The following is a 17,470-nucleotide window of genomic DNA, read 5'->3' as shown; positions in this document are numbered from 1 at the left end:
GACTGTGTGGGAGAGTAGGAGGTTGCCAGGTTAGTATGGCTCGATAGCTCAGTCGGTAGAGCAGAGGACTGAAAATCCTCGTGTCGCTGGTTCGATTCCTGCTCGAGCCACCATATAAACCTAGTGCATTTTGTACTAGGTTTATTTATTACTTATAACTTTTTGATACAAAGTTTTTCTCTAATAGGTTTACTGCAAAATTTTATTTTTATTAATAAGTTTTCGATGAAACTCAGTTTTAATTCACAGATATTGTGGATAAGTTGTGATTAACTCGAATATAATGCAAATAAAGAAACTCATAGTAAAGTTACTATGAGTTTCTTTATTTGTTGTTATTTTATAAAGTGAAATCTAATTAAGGTTGAGTAGGTTTGATGCTTATCGACTTTTTATCTAATATAAATTTTAAAATATTGTTAAATTCTTAAATTAATATGAAAATAATTAAATTTGTGGTATTATAGTAAAGACTATAATTTCGAAAATTAAGTAATTATAGCCAAAAAAATTACATATTAAATAAATTATTTTGTAAATAAACATAAAGGAGACTACAATATGGAAGATAAAGTATTAGCTGTAGTAGGCGGACAAGAAATTACAGAGAAAGAATTAAACGATCTAATAGAAAAATATCCGGAAAATAGAAGAGGGTTTTTTAACACTGAAAAAGGTAAGAAACAGCTTCTAGGACAGGTAATAGATTTTGAACTTATATACCAATTTGGTAAAAAGAATGGTTTCGAAAACTCAAAAGAGTATATAGAACAAGTAGAAAAGTTAAAAAAGGAAATGTTAACTCAGATGATAATAAACAAAACATTAGCAGAGGTTACTGTAACAGATGAGGAAGCATTAACTTATTATAATGCTAATAAAGATACGTTCTCAGAACCAGAAACTGTTTCAGCAAAGCATATATTGGTAGATTCAGAAGAAAATTGTAATGAGATAAGAAAAGAAATATTAGATGAAAAAATTACTTTTGAAGAAGCTGCTGCAAAGTATTCAACTTGCCCTTCAGGTGCAGAAGGAGGAAACTTAGGAGCGTTTTCTAAGGGAATGATGGTTCCTGAATTTGAGAAGGCTGCTTTTGAACTTGCAATAGGTGAGTTAAGTGAAGCAGTTAAGACTCAATTTGGATATCACTTAATAAAGGTTGAATTAAAGAATCCTGCTTCTATCAAGTCATTTGATGAAGTAAAGAGTACAGTTGTAAATCAGTTAGTTCAAGAAAGACAACAAAAAAAGTATTTAGACTTTGTTAAAGAATTAGCTGAGCAATATGGAGTTGACAGAAAAATATAATATTATAAGCACATAACGTAATATGCTAATTTAAGGTATTATGTAATTTATAAAGAAGTATTTTAGTTATTTAAGTAGCTTGTTTTCAAGCTGCTTTTATTTCTCTATAGGAAATCATAAAATCGTCAAGTTATGGATAACTTATAACACAGTCCACGGAGTGGACCTTTTTAATTACCATTTGAGAAGGTGAAATCACAGCAAATAAGTCAGTTATAAAGTTATTTGCTTATAGACTAGACGCCTATTAAATTTTATATTAATGTGATAACCTATTGACGCTATATAAATACAGTATCTGGAGTTGAAAAGATGGAAAAATCAATCTTTAAAAATACAATTTATAGTATTCTATTAAGGGTTTTTAATATAGTTATTCCAATAATTATTGGCGCGTATCCTTTAAGAATATTAGGACCTGATTTAATAGGAAGAATTAGTTATTCAGAGAGTATTTACAATTACTTTATGATATTTGCTTGTTTTGGTATCTACAACTATGCATTAAGAGAGATGAGTAAGGTAAGAAGTGATAAGAAAAAATTAAACCAAATGTTCACCAATATGTTTATATTAGGGTTGATCAGTCATATTACAGTTTTCACGATATATTTATTTTATGTAATTCTAAATTTTAATGATAAACCTCAATTTTGGGTTTTAATAGTATATGGAATAAATATGATTCAAGATATTTTTTACATTGAATGGGTTAATGAAGCTCTTGAAAATTATGATTTTATTGCTATGAAGTCAATAATAATTAGAATAATTAATATTATTTTACTACTTACATTAGTAAAGTCAAAAAGTGATTTTTACATTTATGTATTATTAACCACCTTTACTTTTATAGCAAATAATTTTATTAGTTTTATATATATAAAGAAAAAGGTTAAATTTGATTTTTCAAATATCCAAATAAAAACACATGTTAAGTTTTTAGTTTTTATACTTTTAATTTCTAATGCTAATGTATTATATACTCAGTTAGATAAGCTAATGATTGGAACTTATAATGGAGAAGCACAAGTAGCATTTTATAACTTAGGTCAAATGATAATAACGCTTATTCACCCCATGCTTTTATCTGTAGTATATGTTACTGTACCTAGACTTTCGAATATTGTAGAAAGCAGTGAAGAAGAATATATAAATTTATTAAATAGAGTATCTAAGTACTATTTTGCATTTATGTTTCCTTCAGCAATAGGATTATATGTATTAGCTAAGGAAGCAGTAATTCTTTATGTAGGTAGTCAATATATCGATGCTATCCCTATTCTTAAGATATTTGCAATGTACTTAATTACTATAGGGTTTGATTCTTTATTTACTAATCAAATTATATATGTAAGAAGACAAGAAAAATACTTAGTAAAGTTCTTACTATCTTGTGGAGCTTTAAATCTTATTCTTAAGTTCCTTTTATTAAAACTTAATATACTGACTCCGATAACAGCGGTTGTAACAACTCTTGTATGTAATTCATTACTTGTAATCTTAGAATATATTTTTATAAGAACTAAGTTAAAGATAAGATTTAATATTTTCCAGATAGATAAAATTAAGTATTTTTTTATCTCATTAATATTTATTCCAATAACTATATTAATTAAAAGTTTGATAAGCAAAATATTATTAGTAGCGTTATTAGGAGTAGTGGCAAATGGTGTAATATATATACTGATTTTATTTATTATAAAAGATGAGATTTTATTTTCATTTATTAAAAAACTTAGGTATTAAAAGATATAGAAAGATACTAAAAAGGTAATTTTTATGTTATTATAATAAAAGTTACATGTTAAGTATTACTTATAATATGAAAAATAAATATTTTTATTATAAGTATTAAAATAAAAACTAAATCAAGAGGGATAAAGATGAGAATTCTTCAAATTATAAACAATCTAGATATTGGTGGTGCAGAAACACTACTTAAAAATTATTTACTTACAAATAATGATAAAGATATAGAAAATGATATTTGTCTATTAGGAGGGGGAAATACCTTTATAGTAGATCAATTAAAGCAAAAAGACATAAGAGTTTTTAATTTGGGTTTGAAAAGTAAGTACAATTTTAGGACGGCTATAAAAAAGGTCACCGATATAATAAAAGAATATAAATATGATTGCATACATGTACATTTGTTTCCGGGTCAATACTATGGAGCTATTCTTGCGAAAAGGTTTAATAATTTACCGTTTATTTTTACTGAACATAGTACTTTTAATAAGAGAAGAGATATTAAGTTGTTTTATCCAATTGAAACATGGTCATATAAACATTATAAGAAGCTTTTTTGTATAAGTGAAATGACAAAAAGAGCTCTTGTCGATTGGATGCCATCGCTAAGTAATAAAACTGAGGTGATTTATGGTGGTATACCAATAAAAACTAGTAAGTGTGAATGGCAAAATGAACAAAAGATATATGATTTAGCATTAGTTGGTTCTTTAAGAGGACCAGAAAAGGGCGTAGATCTTTATATTAAAGCCATAAAACAAGTTGAAGATCAAATAACAAAGGCAGTTGTTGTTGGTGATGGAGTTTTAAAGGATGAACTTATAAAACTTAGAAACAGCTTAGGATTAGAGAATAAGATTGAATTTGTAGGTAACAGAGATGATGTAAATAGTTTTCTTCAGAGAAGTAAGATGTTTGTTCTACCTTCTAGATGGGAAGGGTTTGGTCTTGCTATAGTCGAAGCCATGGCAAACAAGCTGCCAGTAATTGCAACTAATACAGGTGGTATTCCTGAGATTATAACTAATGGATACGATGGTTTATTAATTGAAAAAGAAGATGTAAATGATTTAAGTGAGAAGATAGCATATTTATTATTTAATAAAGAAAGGGCAAAAGAGTTAGCTGAAAATGCATATAATACCGCCTTAAACAAATTCTCTATCGAGGTATACACTAAAAAAATTAATAGTTATTATAAGGAAATATGTAAAGAATATTAAGGGAGATTTATTATGAAAATCTGTTTTTTTGTTGGAGATGTTTCAAAAAAAGCGGGAACAGAAAGAGTTACAACAATAATTGCAAATGATATGGCCTCTAAAAATCATGAGGTCTATATTATGAGTTTAGCAAATAGCTCAGAGAGTGGTTTTCCTCTCCATGAGTCAATAAAGGTAATAGCCTTAAAGAATGGGTCAGAAAACAACAAAAAGAACTTTATACCTTTAGTTAAGGAAATAAGAAAAGTACTTAAAAAACATAAATTCGATGTTTTGATTGAAGCTGATGTTATATTAAGGATATTTACATACCCTGCAAGCTTTGGCATAAAGACATCTATAATTTCATGGGAACACTTTAATTTTAAAACAAATTTAGGTACTAAATTAAGAGATATTGCTAGAATTATTGCTGCAAAAAAATCCAAATTCATAGTAACTCTAACAGAAACTGATAGAGATAATTACTTAAATAATTTAAAATGCAAGGCCACAGTTAAAGCAATACAGAATCCACTTGTATTTTATCCTAATCAATTTACTACAGCTTCCAATAAGGTTGTCTTAGCCGTGGGAAGATTTCACTATCAAAAGGGATTTGATATGCTTGTGGAAGCATGGGAAGAAGTAAGTAAAAAGCATCCTGACTGGATATTAAGGATAGCAGGTAATGGTGAATTAGAAAAACAAATCAAAGATAAGGTAAGAGAATATGGAATTAGCGATAAGGTTGAGTTTTTAGGTCAAATTGATAGAGTAGATGAACAATACCTAAATTCAAGTATATATGTTATGTCTTCAAGGTTTGAGGGATTTCCTATGGTGTTACTGGAGGCAATGTCTTTTGGATTACCAGTGGTAAGTTTTGATTGTGAAACAGGTCCAAGAGATATAGTAAATGATGGTATAGATGGAATTTTAGTAAAACCTAATGACATACAAGGTTTAGCGTCTTCTATTTGTAAGCTTATAGAAGATGAATCTTTAAGAAAAGAAATGTCAGTTAACGCAAAAAGTAACATAAAAAGATTTAGCAAGGAAAATATCATCTTTAAATGGGATGAGGTTTTAAACTCCATAGAAAAAACTAAATAATGATTAGGAGGAAATTTCATGGATAAAGCTAATAAGCAAGATAATTTGAAAAAATTTTTTGTAATAGTTAAGAAGTATTTAGCTTTAATTATTGTAGTTCCAATTATAGGAGCAGCAGTTCTAGGATCAATGTCCTTAAGAAAACAACCTGTTTATGTAAGAGAAGTATCAATGAAGTTTGATGGAGAGGAATTAAGAAAAATTAATCTTAACACTAATGAATTAATAAATAGTAAAAAGCTTTATGAGAATATTGCAGGTAACGATCTTATTATAAAAGATTATAAGAATTTGAACAAAGTTAGTGATGTTGATGAAGAATTGATAATTAATTGGATATCATCTCAAATTGAAGCAAGAATAAATGACAAAAACTCCAATATTGTTAATTTAAAAATTACATCAGCAAATAAGGAGCTAAATAAAGATATACAAAACGCATATAGGGAAGGAACAGATAAGTTCATAAAAGAGGAAATGGATATATATTATGGAAAGATACTTGCTTACTACGATAAAAAAATGGAAGTAATTAAAGATAAAGAGAGAAGCTTAATTGGTGATAAAACTGATGTTCGTGGATTAAGTACAGCCTTAGATCAGTGGGCAGATGCAAAAATAAAGAAAGATAACTATGTATCGCCAGTTACTACAATAGAAGAAAAGAATAGTACAATTCAACAAGGTAAAAAGGATGCTTTTAAATATGCTGTAGTAGGGGCAGCTGGTGGATTGTTCGGTATTTTATTTTTAGTTACCCTTATTGAATATTTTAGAAGCTTAAGATAAAAATTAATTATGAAAGGAAATAGATAGCTAAATGATTTACTTAGGTCTATTATCCATAATGTTCATTTTTGCATTTTTAGATGTATGTGAAGAGAAGCAATTCCCTAGTTATAAGAATATCTTTCTAACATTTTTTTTCATTATGTTATTTTTTGTAGCTGGCTTCAGATATAATACTGGATATGATTACGATTCATATAAGGATATTTTTAATAGAGTAAATAGTTCTACCTTATTTAATATGGGTATTGAGTTCGGTTTTACAACTTTATGTTATATACTAAAACTTTTAGGGTTAGGCTTTGAAGTGTTAATTTTTATAATAGCATTGGTAAGCTTAGTCTTCAAGTACAAATCCATTAAGCAATATTCAATTTATCCATTTATTTCACTAATAATATATTTTTCAGCAAATTTTATTATTCAGGATTTTGGTCAAATACGTCAAGGGCTCGCTATCGCATTTTCATTGTATAGTATTAGGTACATAAAAGAAAGAAGGCTAGTAAGTTATTTAATTTTAATGGCCTTTGCAATAGCATTCCATTATTCAGCAGTAATATTTCTACCATTCTATTTTATAGGTAATGTTGAGTTATCAAATAGGAAACTTATCATTATTGTAGCATTTTCATTTGTTATATATGCAGTATTTAGATTTGGCGTTTTTGAGTTTATTTTTACAAAGATTATTAATTTACCTTATGTAATTTATAAATATAAAGCTTATTCAGGAGCTCCATTGGGATTTGTTGGATTTACTTTTGTTTTTAGAGTAGCAATTTTTATAGCATTTTTATTGTTAGAACGAGATATAAGAAATAACTATACTTACTATAATATATTAAAAAATGGATATTTTCTTTCTATAATAATGTATATCATATTTAATGTTAATGAAGGATTGGCTACAAGAGGAGCACTTTATTTTAAAACCTTTGAGATATTATTGATACCAAGTATAGTTTATGCAGTTAAGAATAAGATAGTAGTTTTTAATGCTATATTAGTATGTTATCTCTATACATTAAAGGATCTAGTAGGAGCCTTAATGGGACAAACGGAAAAATTTATACCTTATAAAAATTTGATTTTTGAATTTATGAAAAAACTAATATAATATGAATGTAAAAAAGCAGCTTCAATGAAGCTGCTTTAATATGCTGTAATTTTATTTAGTAAAATGTGGGTAAAGGTGGAGAAGTATTCTCCCCCAACCTCAGTTTATGAATTATTACTTTTTATTATATTAAACCTTGTTAATAGACTAAAGACTAATTCATCTCTTAATAATAAAAGTACCACAAGGTAAACTACCCCACAACCTATTACTGAAAGTAATGCTATTAATATTAAATTTGATATTAAGTATTTAATGCAGTAGACGATAGGAATAAATAAAAAAGATATAATTAAATACTTCATATTTTTAATAGATAACAGGTTTAAATCAACTTTAAGCTTACGTCTTATAATTATATATTCAACTACTATTAAGCAACTGTATGAGAAGGTAGTTGTGGCTATAGCTGTATAAGGATTTAACATATTAAATACCACTAATATATATTTTATTAATAAATTTAGTAAACCACCACATCCAATTAATACTACGGAAAATTTCTCTTTCTTTTTTACATAGAAAATTTGGTTTGTAAATATGAATTCGATTCCTGCAACAATCATAAATATAGAAAAAATCTTTAAAATCCCTATTGCTGGGCTAAACTCAACTCCACCATAAAGAAGTATTATTTCTTTTGAAAGTAGAAACATTCCTATAGCTGCAGGAAATAAAAAAGCAAAGTAACCTTTACAAATCTGCCCTAGCAACTTTTCATAGGCCTTTTGACTTTCATTTGCAATAACATGTGAAAGTCTTGGAATAGTTACATAAATTATCGATAAAAGTAATGCGTTAATTATGTTCGTAATTAATTGGCTTGTAAAGTAATAACCAACATATTTTTCAGATAAATAACTACCAAGCATTATTTTATCTAATTGAACATAAAGAATATTTGCATTAGACATTACTAAAACAATTAGCAAAGATTTTACATGACTTTTAATTTGGAGATTTGAAAAGTTAAATTTAACACTTCGCTTAATATAAATAAAACTGACAATATAATTTAGCAAAAATAATAGTGTATTTAATGAAACATAAATTAAGAAATCTTCATATGTTCTAACTAGGGTAAATAAAAGAATTATATATATTATCCTAATAACCATAGTTTTAATGGCAATAAAGTTATAGCTCTCATTAGCCTCAAATAACCATTCTATATAGAAAACATTTAGAACTAGGTTTATACCGTATAATATGAGGACTGGAAATAATGGAGTACCTTTGAAATTAAAAAATACAAATATAAAATAGCATAGTGTAACTATTAAGTTAGCAGCCACACTGATCACAAATAAACTACTAAAAAGGGATGAAACTTGTGACTTATCATTTCTTATTCTACTAATTTCTCTTAATCCATAATTGTATATTCCAAAGGAAGCAAATATTAAAAAGTATGTGTAAATAGATTCAGCATAACTTATACGTCCTATTAGATTAGGTCCCATAATTCTATAAGCATAAGGTCCTATTATTATAGGTACAATTATATTAAAAACATTTAATAAAGTTTTATATATTACATTTTTTAAAATAGATTTTTCTTTGGTCATGTAATTACCTCTTTCTAAAATAAACCATAGCTATATACTAAACCGCGGTTTCTTCAATATTGTCATAGCTTTCAATGAACCTATCTGCTAAATTTATTATTTCTTCTTTCTGGTGTTCTGCAGCCTCGTCATATACTCCTACAACCTTCATTCCTGCAGCTTTTGCACCTTGTATTGCAGCCAGTATATCTTCAAATACGATGCAGTTTTCAGGTTCCACATTTAATTTTTTTGCTGTTAAAAGATAAACATCAGGAAAGTTTTTACCTCTTTCAACTTCACCAGTAGTAGTAATAACATCAAAAAACTCATAAATACCATTAGACTTCAAAGCACATTGAAGAAGAGAATTTGAATTTGAGGTAGCTAGTGCTATCTTTATTCCAGATTTTCTTAGTTTAAGAAGGAATTCCTTTGCACCAGATTTTAACTTAACATTGTTTTCATAATGGTCAAAAGCCATGTTGAACCATTCATTCATTATTTCTTCAACTGATTCTTTGATATTAAAGGTATTTTTAAAATAAATTGCTGTTTGTTCAAAGCTTAAGTGGTTTATATCCTCTTTTAGATTTTTAGGCTTATCATAACCTTTATTTTTTAGATAATCTACATCTATCTGTTCCCAGACCCACATTGAGTCTATTAAAGTTCCATCTAAATCAAATATTGCTGCTTTTATATTATTTAACATTGTTAATATCACCCTATTAAAGTGTATCATAATACTATAACTTGTTAAAGTAGATTGACAAATCCCACAGATAAATCTGTGGGATTCTTAGGTGGTAGCCGCCAGTTTGTTTCTGAAAGGCTAGTATTGTAGTGTAATCAAAGAAAGTTGAAAAGGTTAAATGAAGAAATTTAGTATTAATGATGGAACTATACCAACTATCATACCTATTATTACATCTGTAGGATAGTGTACTCCAAGATATATTCTTGAAAAACCTACCAAAATTGCTGAAGTTATAAAAGTTATATTCCATTGAGGAATAAGAAAACAAAGACATGTAGCCATTGAAAAGGCAGCAGATGTATGGCCAGAAGGGAAAGAATATTCATCAATTCCTATCTTTTTTATGTGAAGTCCTTTTAACTTTATAAATGGTCTTATTCTAGTTACTGAATGTTTTATTATACTGCATATGGATGAACTTATAACTAAGGACAAAGTAATTATTAAAGAAAATTTATTAAAAGGAGAATGAAAGATAAGTAAAGAAGATAAACAACATATTATACATATTTGAGTAGAACCTAGATATGTTACTATAGGCATAATAATATCCAATAGTCTACATTTAAGTGATGTATTTATTTTTATTAATAATACTTCATCTTTTTTAATTATATTTTGAAGAAGCAATTTAACAACTCCCTTCTATTTTGTAAGTATAGTTTACATAATTAATTTTAAATTTTCGTTAAGAAAGGTAAAGGGGAGTTTAAGTTTAGCAATATTAAAAGAAAAAATGCGACTATCGCCGCATTTCTCAAAAGGTACGTTCAAATATTTCTATTTTCTTTTCATCCTTAAAGTCCTCAAGAGATTCTATGCCTAATTTTTTTAGAACTTCATCCATGATATCACTATGAGTTGCTACTTTAACGGCAGAGCTATATGCATAGTCATCAGCAGCTTTTTTACCTTGATCTCTTGGGATTAAGACTTTAGGGCCACCTACACATCCTCCTACGCAACCCATTCCTTCTATAAAGTTAGCATCTATTTCACCTGCTTGAGCATGTGTGAGCATTTTCTTACATTCTACTACTCCATGAGCTTGAATTGCTTTAAACATCTTAGATTTTTCAGGGAATAATTCTTCTATAGCTTCTGAAACTGCTATAGATACACCACCAGTTCTTGCATATAACCTTCCACCTCTTGAAGCGTATTCAACTGAAGGAACACCAGCGAGTTTGCCAGGTTCTATATCGAGAACATCAAATATTCCTTTTACTTCTTCAAAAGTTAGAACATAATCTATAGCACCAGCGATATCTTTATCTCTTGCTTCAGCCTTTTTGGCTATACATGGACCTATAAATACTACTTTAGCATCTGGATTTAGTTCTTTAACTACTCTACCAGCAGCTATCATAGGAGATACAGAGGGCGAAACATCCTTTACGAGCTCACTATAGACTTTTTTTAGCATACCTACCCACATTGGGCAGCAACAAGAAGTTATCATTAGGTCTCCTTTTTTATGCACATGCTTATCAAATTCTACTGCTTCTTTAATTGTAAGCATATCTGCTGTAAAAGCTACCTCAAACATATCAGCAAAGCCTACCTTTATAAAAGCTTCCCTCAATTGATCCATGGTTACATCAGGTCCCCATTGTCCAGTAATTGCAGGAGCAACAGCAGCGATAACTTTTTGGTTGTTCTTCAATAATTCCATGATTGGAACAAATTCAATTCTATCTAAGAGTCTACCACTATCACATGCTTCAATGCACATACCGCAATCAGTACATAAGTCCATATCTATGTAAGTAGTACCCTTTATAGGCTCTTTAAGTATTGCATTAAATGGACATGATAATTGGCACTTAGTTTTCCCGTCCTCATCAGTATGACAGCTTACTGAACATTCAGAAACTTTTTCTACAATTTTTTCTCTTACCTTATAGTTAGTTATAGCCTTTTTTATATTATAAATAAAGTTTTCATCTTTATCTACATCTACACCACATAATGCAGAAACTACTGCCATAGCTTCTTCTCTATCGAAGTCCTTAGAATTTATAATTTCTTCAAGTGTTTCATCAAAGTTATTTTCATAATATGATTTAACTAATTTTTTAAATAATTCCTCATATTTTTTTTTCATAAAGCTCCTCCTATTCTTAAGAGATTTACATAGCAGATTTACCTCTTGTTATTTTATCCAAGGACATTAGGATTTATTACCAAGAAAAATGTGAATAAATATATAAAATGTGTAAAAAATAAGTAATAACAATAATGTTTCCATAATGTGGAATTGGAAGGTGAGTTAAATGATATATTTTTTAATAATTTTTTTGGTTTCTTTTGTTATAATTTTTTGTCTTGCTCTTTGTAAAGCTGCAGCAAGAGAGGATGAATTTTATAATAGATTACATAATAAAGAAAAGAATAATTAATGTAAATAAGTTAAATTTTATAACGTGAAATCTAGCCAAAACTGAGCAGGTTCAATATCTGATCAGTTTTATTCATTTGTATATTTAGGTTAAGGATAATTATTTAAAATAAAAAGTACATTATTAAGTATATTTTAATCTACATTTAATATATTGTAATGATAACTAATTTTGTAGGGGAAAGATATGGTTGATTTAGCCTTAGATGCAGGTCATGGGGGGATAGATCCTGGTGTAGTAGGACCAACAGGTCTTATGGAAAAGGAATGTAATCTTTATATTGCAAAAAAGTGTGAAGAAATTCTTAAAAATCAGGGTGTTACAGTAAAACAAATAAGGGAAGATGATAACTTTTTAAATCTTTCTGAAAGAGTTCAGATAGCAAATGATGCTAAAGCAAAATATTTTTTTAGTATTCATGTTAATAGTGCTGATGTTGATACTGCACATGGTACAGAAGCATATGTATTAGCAAAAGGTGGAGAAGGGGAAAAGTTAGCAAGAGAGGTATTAGATCACGTTGTAGAGGCCACTGGTTTAGCTGATAGAGGTGTTAAATTTGCAAACTTTGTAGTCCTAAGAGATACGGACATGCCTGCAGTTTTATTAGAAGTCTGCTTTATAAGTAATTCAGCAGAAGAAAGTTTGCTAAGGGATGATGATTTTAAAGATAAAATCTCTTTAGCTATATGTAAAGGATTCTTAAATTATATTGGAAAACCATATAAGAATAGTGTTAATGCACAACCTATTAATACCTTAACTCCGATAATATTAAAACCATCAGCCTTAAAGGACCAAGTTAAACAATGGGCGAAAAATAATAATGCTACACCAACTTTTATTTCATTAGCTGATTTATATTGGGATTTATATTCATCTCATGGTGAAGTTAACCCAGTAGTAGCTTATGCTCAAGCTGCATTAGAAACTGGTTATGGTAAGTTTGGAGGTAAGATAGATGAAGGTTATAAAAATCCTTGTGGATTAAAAACTTCTACAGCTAGAGATGATTCTCCTTCAGCTCATATAAAATTTAATACATGGGAAGATGGGATTTCAGCTCATTTAGACCATTTAGCTCTTTATGCTGGGGCGAGCGGTTATCCAAAAGGCCACACTAAAGATTCTAGACATTTCCCATATCTTTTGGGTAAGGTAAAATATGTTGAAGAACTTTCAGGAAATTGGGCTCCTGCTCAAGATTATGGGGTTAGAGTTTTAAAACTTATGTTTGATATACAAGAAACAATTATTAAAGAAAACTTTGAAAGTAGCACTAATGCTGCAGGTAGTAATGTTAACAATAGTTTAGTAGGTAAAGATGGAAGTAACACTGATGATGGAAACAATGTGGTAGACATTAAAAGTAATCTAGATAAGATTTCTAATGGTATTGAGTCGTTAAAAAGTCATTATGGTAATGTTTACAGCAGCATAGATGAATTAGAAAAGTTTATAAGTGAGAAAGATATACAAATTACAAAATTAATTAATGAAAATAGCGAATTACAATCTAAAATTATAATATATGAAGAGGTTATTGAGAATATTCTTAATATAATTAGTCAGAGGATAAAAAAATAAGGGCTGTTGATATTATTCAACAGCTTTATTTGCTGTTATTTCATAAAGTAAAATCTGACTAAAGTTGAATAGGGTCAATGCCTGCTAAGATTTAGTATATTATAAATTATGTAAAATAAAAAAGGAAATTGTATTTCTACAATTTCCTTAATGGTCGGGGTGACAGGGATTGAACCTGCGACCTCATGGTCCCAAACCACGCGCGCTCCCATCTGCGCCACACCCCGAGGCACATTTCTAATTATAGACACATAAATGATTATTGTCAATATATTTTATAAGAAAATTATAAAATAATTTTCTTATAAATGATTAATATTACTTAAAGAATTTATAGACTAATTTAGGCTAAGATTTTTCTTTACTAATATAAACATAGTTATCTATAATTAAAGGTACATATCTTAGGCAATTAGGAAATTAGAAGAAGTATTAAAATTTATAAAGCATAATTATGAGCTTTTATTTTTTAAAGGAGGAATAAGCATGAGAACAACAACTTTAGTTTTAGAAGTTGCCAGTATCTTATATATGATATTTGGAATTGTACTTGCATTTGGTAAGGGGTTAGCTCAAAAGTTAGAAAAAAGAAGTAATTTAAAGGATAGTAAAGGTTATGTGAAGTTTATCGGAAGATTTAATATTATTCTTGGTATAGTAGGTGTAGTATTAGGAATATTAGACTTCGCCTTCCCTAATCTAACTAAGGTATGGATCATAACTTTTTTAATTATTATGATGAGTTCTTCTCTTATACAAAACAAATTAACTAAAAAATACATATAGTAATGTTACGTAGAAAGTTAAAAAAAGACATGTGATAGATTTCACATGTCTTTTTACCCTATAGGAAATTATAAAATCGTCAAGTTATGAATAACGTATAACACAATCCACGGAGTGGACTTTTTTATATGTTATGTATAAAAGATTTCATAATTAAATTTGTAATTCGCTAATACATAAGTTCATGTTGAGTTAGAGTTTGGAATTATTTAACTATAATTTGCTGCCAGTTTATAAAGTGAAATCTGGCTAAAGCTTAAAAGGGTCGATTCTTGATTGGTTTATTAAAAACTAGTCAAGAATTAAATAGTGATGAAAAAAGGTGGTTTTATGAAGTTGAAAGTTATTATCTTTATATCAATATTTTTCATTTTTTATCTTCTTATAAATTATTATATAGGATTTAAGGTATTCACAGGAATATCACTCAAGTATACTTTAAATTCAAAGGTATTTTGGATTTTCTTTTGGTTTATCTCTTTAGCTTACATTATGTCAAGATTATTAATTAGTTATTTACCGGGAGCTATTCTTAGTGTTTTTACTCTTATAGGAGTTTATTGGTTAGCTATTTTATTTTATCTATTACTTATATTTCCGTTTATAGACTTAGTGAGAGCTATTAATAAAAAGTTAAATTTTATACCTAGCAAATATTTAATCCCCAATAATCTTTCAGTTGCGTTAGTATTTATAATTTCATTAATGATTTTTTTTATTATTATATATGGTACATGGAATGGAAGGAATGCTTATGTTAAAAATTATGAGATTACAATAAATAAGGATTCATTAAAAATAAAAGATTTAAATGTTATTATGGTATCTGATATTCATTTGGGAGATTTAATTGAAAATAATAGGTTAAACAAAATGGTAGAACAAATTAACTCTTTAAAACCTGATGTTGTTTTTATTGCAGGAGATGTGGTGGATAATGAACTACAACCCTTTATTGAGGGTAAAATGGCTCAACAATTTTCTAATATAAAGTCAAATTATGGTGTATATGCTTCCCTCGGTAACCATGATTTTATGGGAGAAAATCAGGATAGAATTACTGAGGAACTCAGGAATGCAGGAGTAACAGTATTACGAGATGAAGCTATTGTGGTGGATAGTGGATTTATTGTAGCAGGAAGAGATGACATTTCAATTAATAGAATTGGAATCGGGAGGAAAGATCTGGATGAAATATTAAGAAATTATAATAAATCAATGCCGTTATTTGTTTTAGATCACAATCCAAGTTCGATAAAGGAAAGTGAAGAGGCAGGAATAGATCTACAGTTTTCAGGACACACTCATAAGGGGCAATTTTTCCCTAACAACTTAATAACTAAAGGGATATTTGAAGTAGATTATGGTTATTTAAAAAAGGGAGATTTTAATGTGATAGTATCTTCTGGATATGGAACTTGGGGACCTCCTATAAGAATAGGAAGTAGGAGTGAAATTGTAAATTTAAAAATAAAATTTCAAAATAATAATCAGTTAACAGAACATAATTAATTACTATTAAAAATGACGACCTTTTAGGGCCGTCATTTTTAGTTATTGTTTTTTATTCATAATTTTATTTCTAATTTCTTTAAACTTAGGGAATGCTTTTTTATACATATTATATATAAAAGAATTTATAACAAGATCGAATTCACCAATGAATTCTACGAAGTTTCCATTAAAGCCTTTTTTGAATTTATACAGCCCATACAATGGATTCTCAGGACTTAAATCTCCAGAGACTCCTCTAAAGTCGTATAGATAGCATTCTAAATCTATACTATCTGTAATCATAGCCCATTGCATAAGGAAGTTAGGCATAGTATCTCTAAGAATATTTTCAGATGCTCCATAAAGGTACCATGCCTTTCCTCCATAATAAAGGTAAATGGACCCAGAAAGATATATTTCTTTATTTTTATAAGGCTCAATATCAGCAATCTTTTGAGTGAAGCCCTCTATTTGTCTTTCTGAATCTTTAAGTCTATTTTCTTGATCTGCAAGCTTTTTACTTAATCTTGAAGCTTTACCTTCATCAGTTTCAGCAACTAAATTTTCTTTAAGTTCATTAATCTTTATAATAGCTCTATTTCTAGCATCTTGTTGCTTTTTAAGCTTTTCTTCTAATCTAGTAAAATCTTTTTGGTAACTGTATTTTATCATGTAAAGTCTGCAGTAAGGAGAAATATTATTTATCATATCTTTAAAATATTCTTTTCTTCTTACTATAAAATTATCTCTCTTACCTGTAGTAACCATTATTTCATGAAATTTGGTAAGAACTTCTTCAGTAAGATTAGTTTTATCATACCATTCAACGGAAAGGCCTCTATCTTCAGCTACCTTAATATTGTATCTAGTTTTACTTGAAAAGTTCTTGAAAACTTGATTCTTTATATTATTTTTTTCTCCTTCCGTTGGTAAATCTAATCTAAATACAAAATTTGGTTGGATAGCCTCGAAGTTTTTACTATCTGTATTCTTATAATTAGAACTTCTGAGGAAGTCTCTTACAGTTTTACCCTTTTCTTGGATTACTTCGTTTTCAGCAAGATGAATATCAGGGTCTACTGTAATAAAAGCAATTTTATTGCTTTTTGCAAAAGTCTTTAGATATTCTGTAAATTCTATAACTAAACTTTTATTTTCATAGTCACAAGTAAAACCTCTTGGTATGTATCCCATATAAGAATTTATATAAGGAGCTTTTCTTAAGAGTATTGTAGCAGTTAAAACAATATCATTATTTTGATCATAACCAGCTATAAATCTTACTTCCCATTCCTTTTTTACCTCAGACCAGTAAGAGGTTTGAAATATATGTCCCTTCTTATGTTCATTATTGAACTTGTTTACTTCTAATGGATTTATTTCTTTAAAACTATACAATCAAAATTCCTCCCTTAATATTTGTGGGATAAGCCACAGAACTAATAATATGAACGCATAAGACTATTGTAATACGAAAAATAAAGAAATTTCAAGGGAAATACTTATATAATAAATTGTTGATAAAAAGTTACGAGTAGACAATTGGTACTATTTAAGGTATAATCTGTAAGGTATGAGTTTGAAGAAAAAATTAATAATTTGTA

General features: G+C 28.3%; 15 protein-coding genes and 2 tRNA genes. 11 read left to right on the top strand and 6 right to left on the bottom strand.

What is annotated here, in order from left to right; translation table 11 throughout:
* Positions 1–37 precede the first annotated feature (37 nt).
* From CPJCM30710_RS04845 to CPJCM30710_RS04815, 7 genes are all read left to right on the top strand, one after another.
* Positions 38–113 (top strand) — tRNA-Phe (locus CPJCM30710_RS04845).
* Positions 114–561: 448 nt separating this feature from the next.
* Entirely contained in the window at positions 562–1,311 is a 750-nt protein-coding gene (locus CPJCM30710_RS04840; protein WP_212903046.1) for a peptidylprolyl isomerase, read from the top strand.
* Between the two features lie 312 nt (positions 1,312–1,623).
* The gene (locus CPJCM30710_RS04835; protein ID WP_212903045.1) at positions 1,624–3,060 is read left to right on the top strand and encodes an oligosaccharide flippase family protein; all 1,437 of its coding nucleotides are present in this window, start codon (positions 1,624–1,626) and stop codon (positions 3,058–3,060) included.
* A 137-nt stretch (positions 3,061–3,197) separates the two neighbouring features.
* The gene (locus tag CPJCM30710_RS04830; protein ID WP_212903044.1) at positions 3,198–4,286 is read left to right on the top strand and encodes a glycosyltransferase family 4 protein; all 1,089 of its coding nucleotides are present in this window, start codon (positions 3,198–3,200) and stop codon (positions 4,284–4,286) included.
* Between the two features lie 12 nt (positions 4,287–4,298).
* Entirely contained in the window at positions 4,299–5,381 is a 1,083-nt protein-coding gene (locus CPJCM30710_RS04825) for a glycosyltransferase family 4 protein (protein ID WP_212903043.1), read from the top strand.
* Positions 5,382–5,399: 18 nt separating this feature from the next.
* Complete coding sequence (locus CPJCM30710_RS04820; RefSeq protein WP_212903042.1) at positions 5,400–6,170, top strand: GumC domain-containing protein; 771 nt, start codon at positions 5,400–5,402, stop codon at positions 6,168–6,170.
* Positions 6,171–6,201: 31 nt separating this feature from the next.
* Positions 6,202–7,290: an EpsG family protein gene (locus CPJCM30710_RS04815; RefSeq protein WP_212903041.1), complete on the top strand. Its 1,089-nt coding sequence runs from the start codon at positions 6,202–6,204 to the stop codon at positions 7,288–7,290.
* Positions 7,291–7,394: 104 nt separating this feature from the next.
* Here the strand turns inward: CPJCM30710_RS04815 and CPJCM30710_RS04810 are convergent, their stop codons facing one another.
* The 4 genes from CPJCM30710_RS04810 to CPJCM30710_RS04795 all read right to left on the bottom strand — a co-directional run bounded on the left by CPJCM30710_RS04810 (position 7,395) and on the right by CPJCM30710_RS04795 (position 11,704).
* Positions 7,395–8,858 carry an oligosaccharide flippase family protein gene (locus CPJCM30710_RS04810; RefSeq protein ID WP_212903040.1) on the bottom strand — a complete coding sequence of 488 codons (1,464 nt, stop codon included), beginning with the start codon at positions 8,856–8,858 and terminating at the stop codon, positions 7,395–7,397.
* A gap of 37 nt (positions 8,859–8,895) precedes the next feature.
* Positions 8,896–9,552 (bottom strand): HAD family hydrolase, encoded by a 657-nt coding sequence (locus tag CPJCM30710_RS04805; protein ID WP_212903039.1) that lies wholly within the window; start codon positions 9,550–9,552, stop codon positions 8,896–8,898.
* Positions 9,553–9,708: 156 nt separating this feature from the next.
* The gene (locus tag CPJCM30710_RS04800; RefSeq protein ID WP_246503453.1) at positions 9,709–10,227 is read right to left on the bottom strand and encodes a phosphatase PAP2 family protein; all 519 of its coding nucleotides are present in this window, start codon (positions 10,225–10,227) and stop codon (positions 9,709–9,711) included.
* A 127-nt stretch (positions 10,228–10,354) separates the two neighbouring features.
* The gene (locus CPJCM30710_RS04795; RefSeq protein WP_212903038.1) at positions 10,355–11,704 is read right to left on the bottom strand and encodes a [Fe-Fe] hydrogenase large subunit C-terminal domain-containing protein; all 1,350 of its coding nucleotides are present in this window, start codon (positions 11,702–11,704) and stop codon (positions 10,355–10,357) included.
* A gap of 169 nt (positions 11,705–11,873) precedes the next feature.
* Between CPJCM30710_RS04795 and CPJCM30710_RS18020 the strand changes: the two genes are divergently transcribed.
* Positions 11,874–11,999 (top strand): hypothetical protein, encoded by a 126-nt coding sequence (locus tag CPJCM30710_RS18020; protein WP_281413951.1) that lies wholly within the window; start codon positions 11,874–11,876, stop codon positions 11,997–11,999.
* Positions 12,000–12,185: 186 nt separating this feature from the next.
* Positions 12,186–13,586 (top strand): N-acetylmuramoyl-L-alanine amidase, encoded by a 1,401-nt coding sequence (locus tag CPJCM30710_RS04790; protein WP_246503452.1) that lies wholly within the window; start codon positions 12,186–12,188, stop codon positions 13,584–13,586.
* A gap of 151 nt (positions 13,587–13,737) precedes the next feature.
* Here CPJCM30710_RS04790 and CPJCM30710_RS04785 read toward each other — a convergent pair.
* A tRNA-Pro gene (locus CPJCM30710_RS04785) sits at positions 13,738–13,813 on the bottom strand.
* 259 nt (positions 13,814–14,072) lie between these two features.
* Between CPJCM30710_RS04785 and CPJCM30710_RS04780 the strand changes: the two genes are divergently transcribed.
* Together CPJCM30710_RS04780 and CPJCM30710_RS04775 are read left to right on the top strand one after the other, a co-directional pair.
* Positions 14,073–14,372 carry a hypothetical protein gene (locus CPJCM30710_RS04780; protein WP_212903037.1) on the top strand — a complete coding sequence of 100 codons (300 nt, stop codon included), beginning with the start codon at positions 14,073–14,075 and terminating at the stop codon, positions 14,370–14,372.
* 330 nt (positions 14,373–14,702) lie between these two features.
* Positions 14,703–15,884 (top strand): metallophosphoesterase, encoded by a 1,182-nt coding sequence (locus CPJCM30710_RS04775; protein ID WP_212903036.1) that lies wholly within the window; start codon positions 14,703–14,705, stop codon positions 15,882–15,884.
* Positions 15,885–15,926: 42 nt separating this feature from the next.
* Here CPJCM30710_RS04775 and CPJCM30710_RS04770 read toward each other — a convergent pair whose 3' ends face one another.
* Positions 15,927–17,264: a lipid II:glycine glycyltransferase FemX gene (locus CPJCM30710_RS04770; protein ID WP_212903035.1), complete on the bottom strand. Its 1,338-nt coding sequence runs from the start codon at positions 17,262–17,264 to the stop codon at positions 15,927–15,929.
* Positions 17,265–17,470 lie beyond the last annotated feature (206 nt).

The sequence above is a fragment of the Clostridium polyendosporum genome, assembly GCF_018332455.1.
Classification (GTDB): Bacteria; Bacillota; Clostridia; order Clostridiales; family Clostridiaceae; genus Clostridium_AY; species Clostridium_AY polyendosporum.
This window is presented reverse-complemented; position numbering and strand designations above follow the sequence as displayed.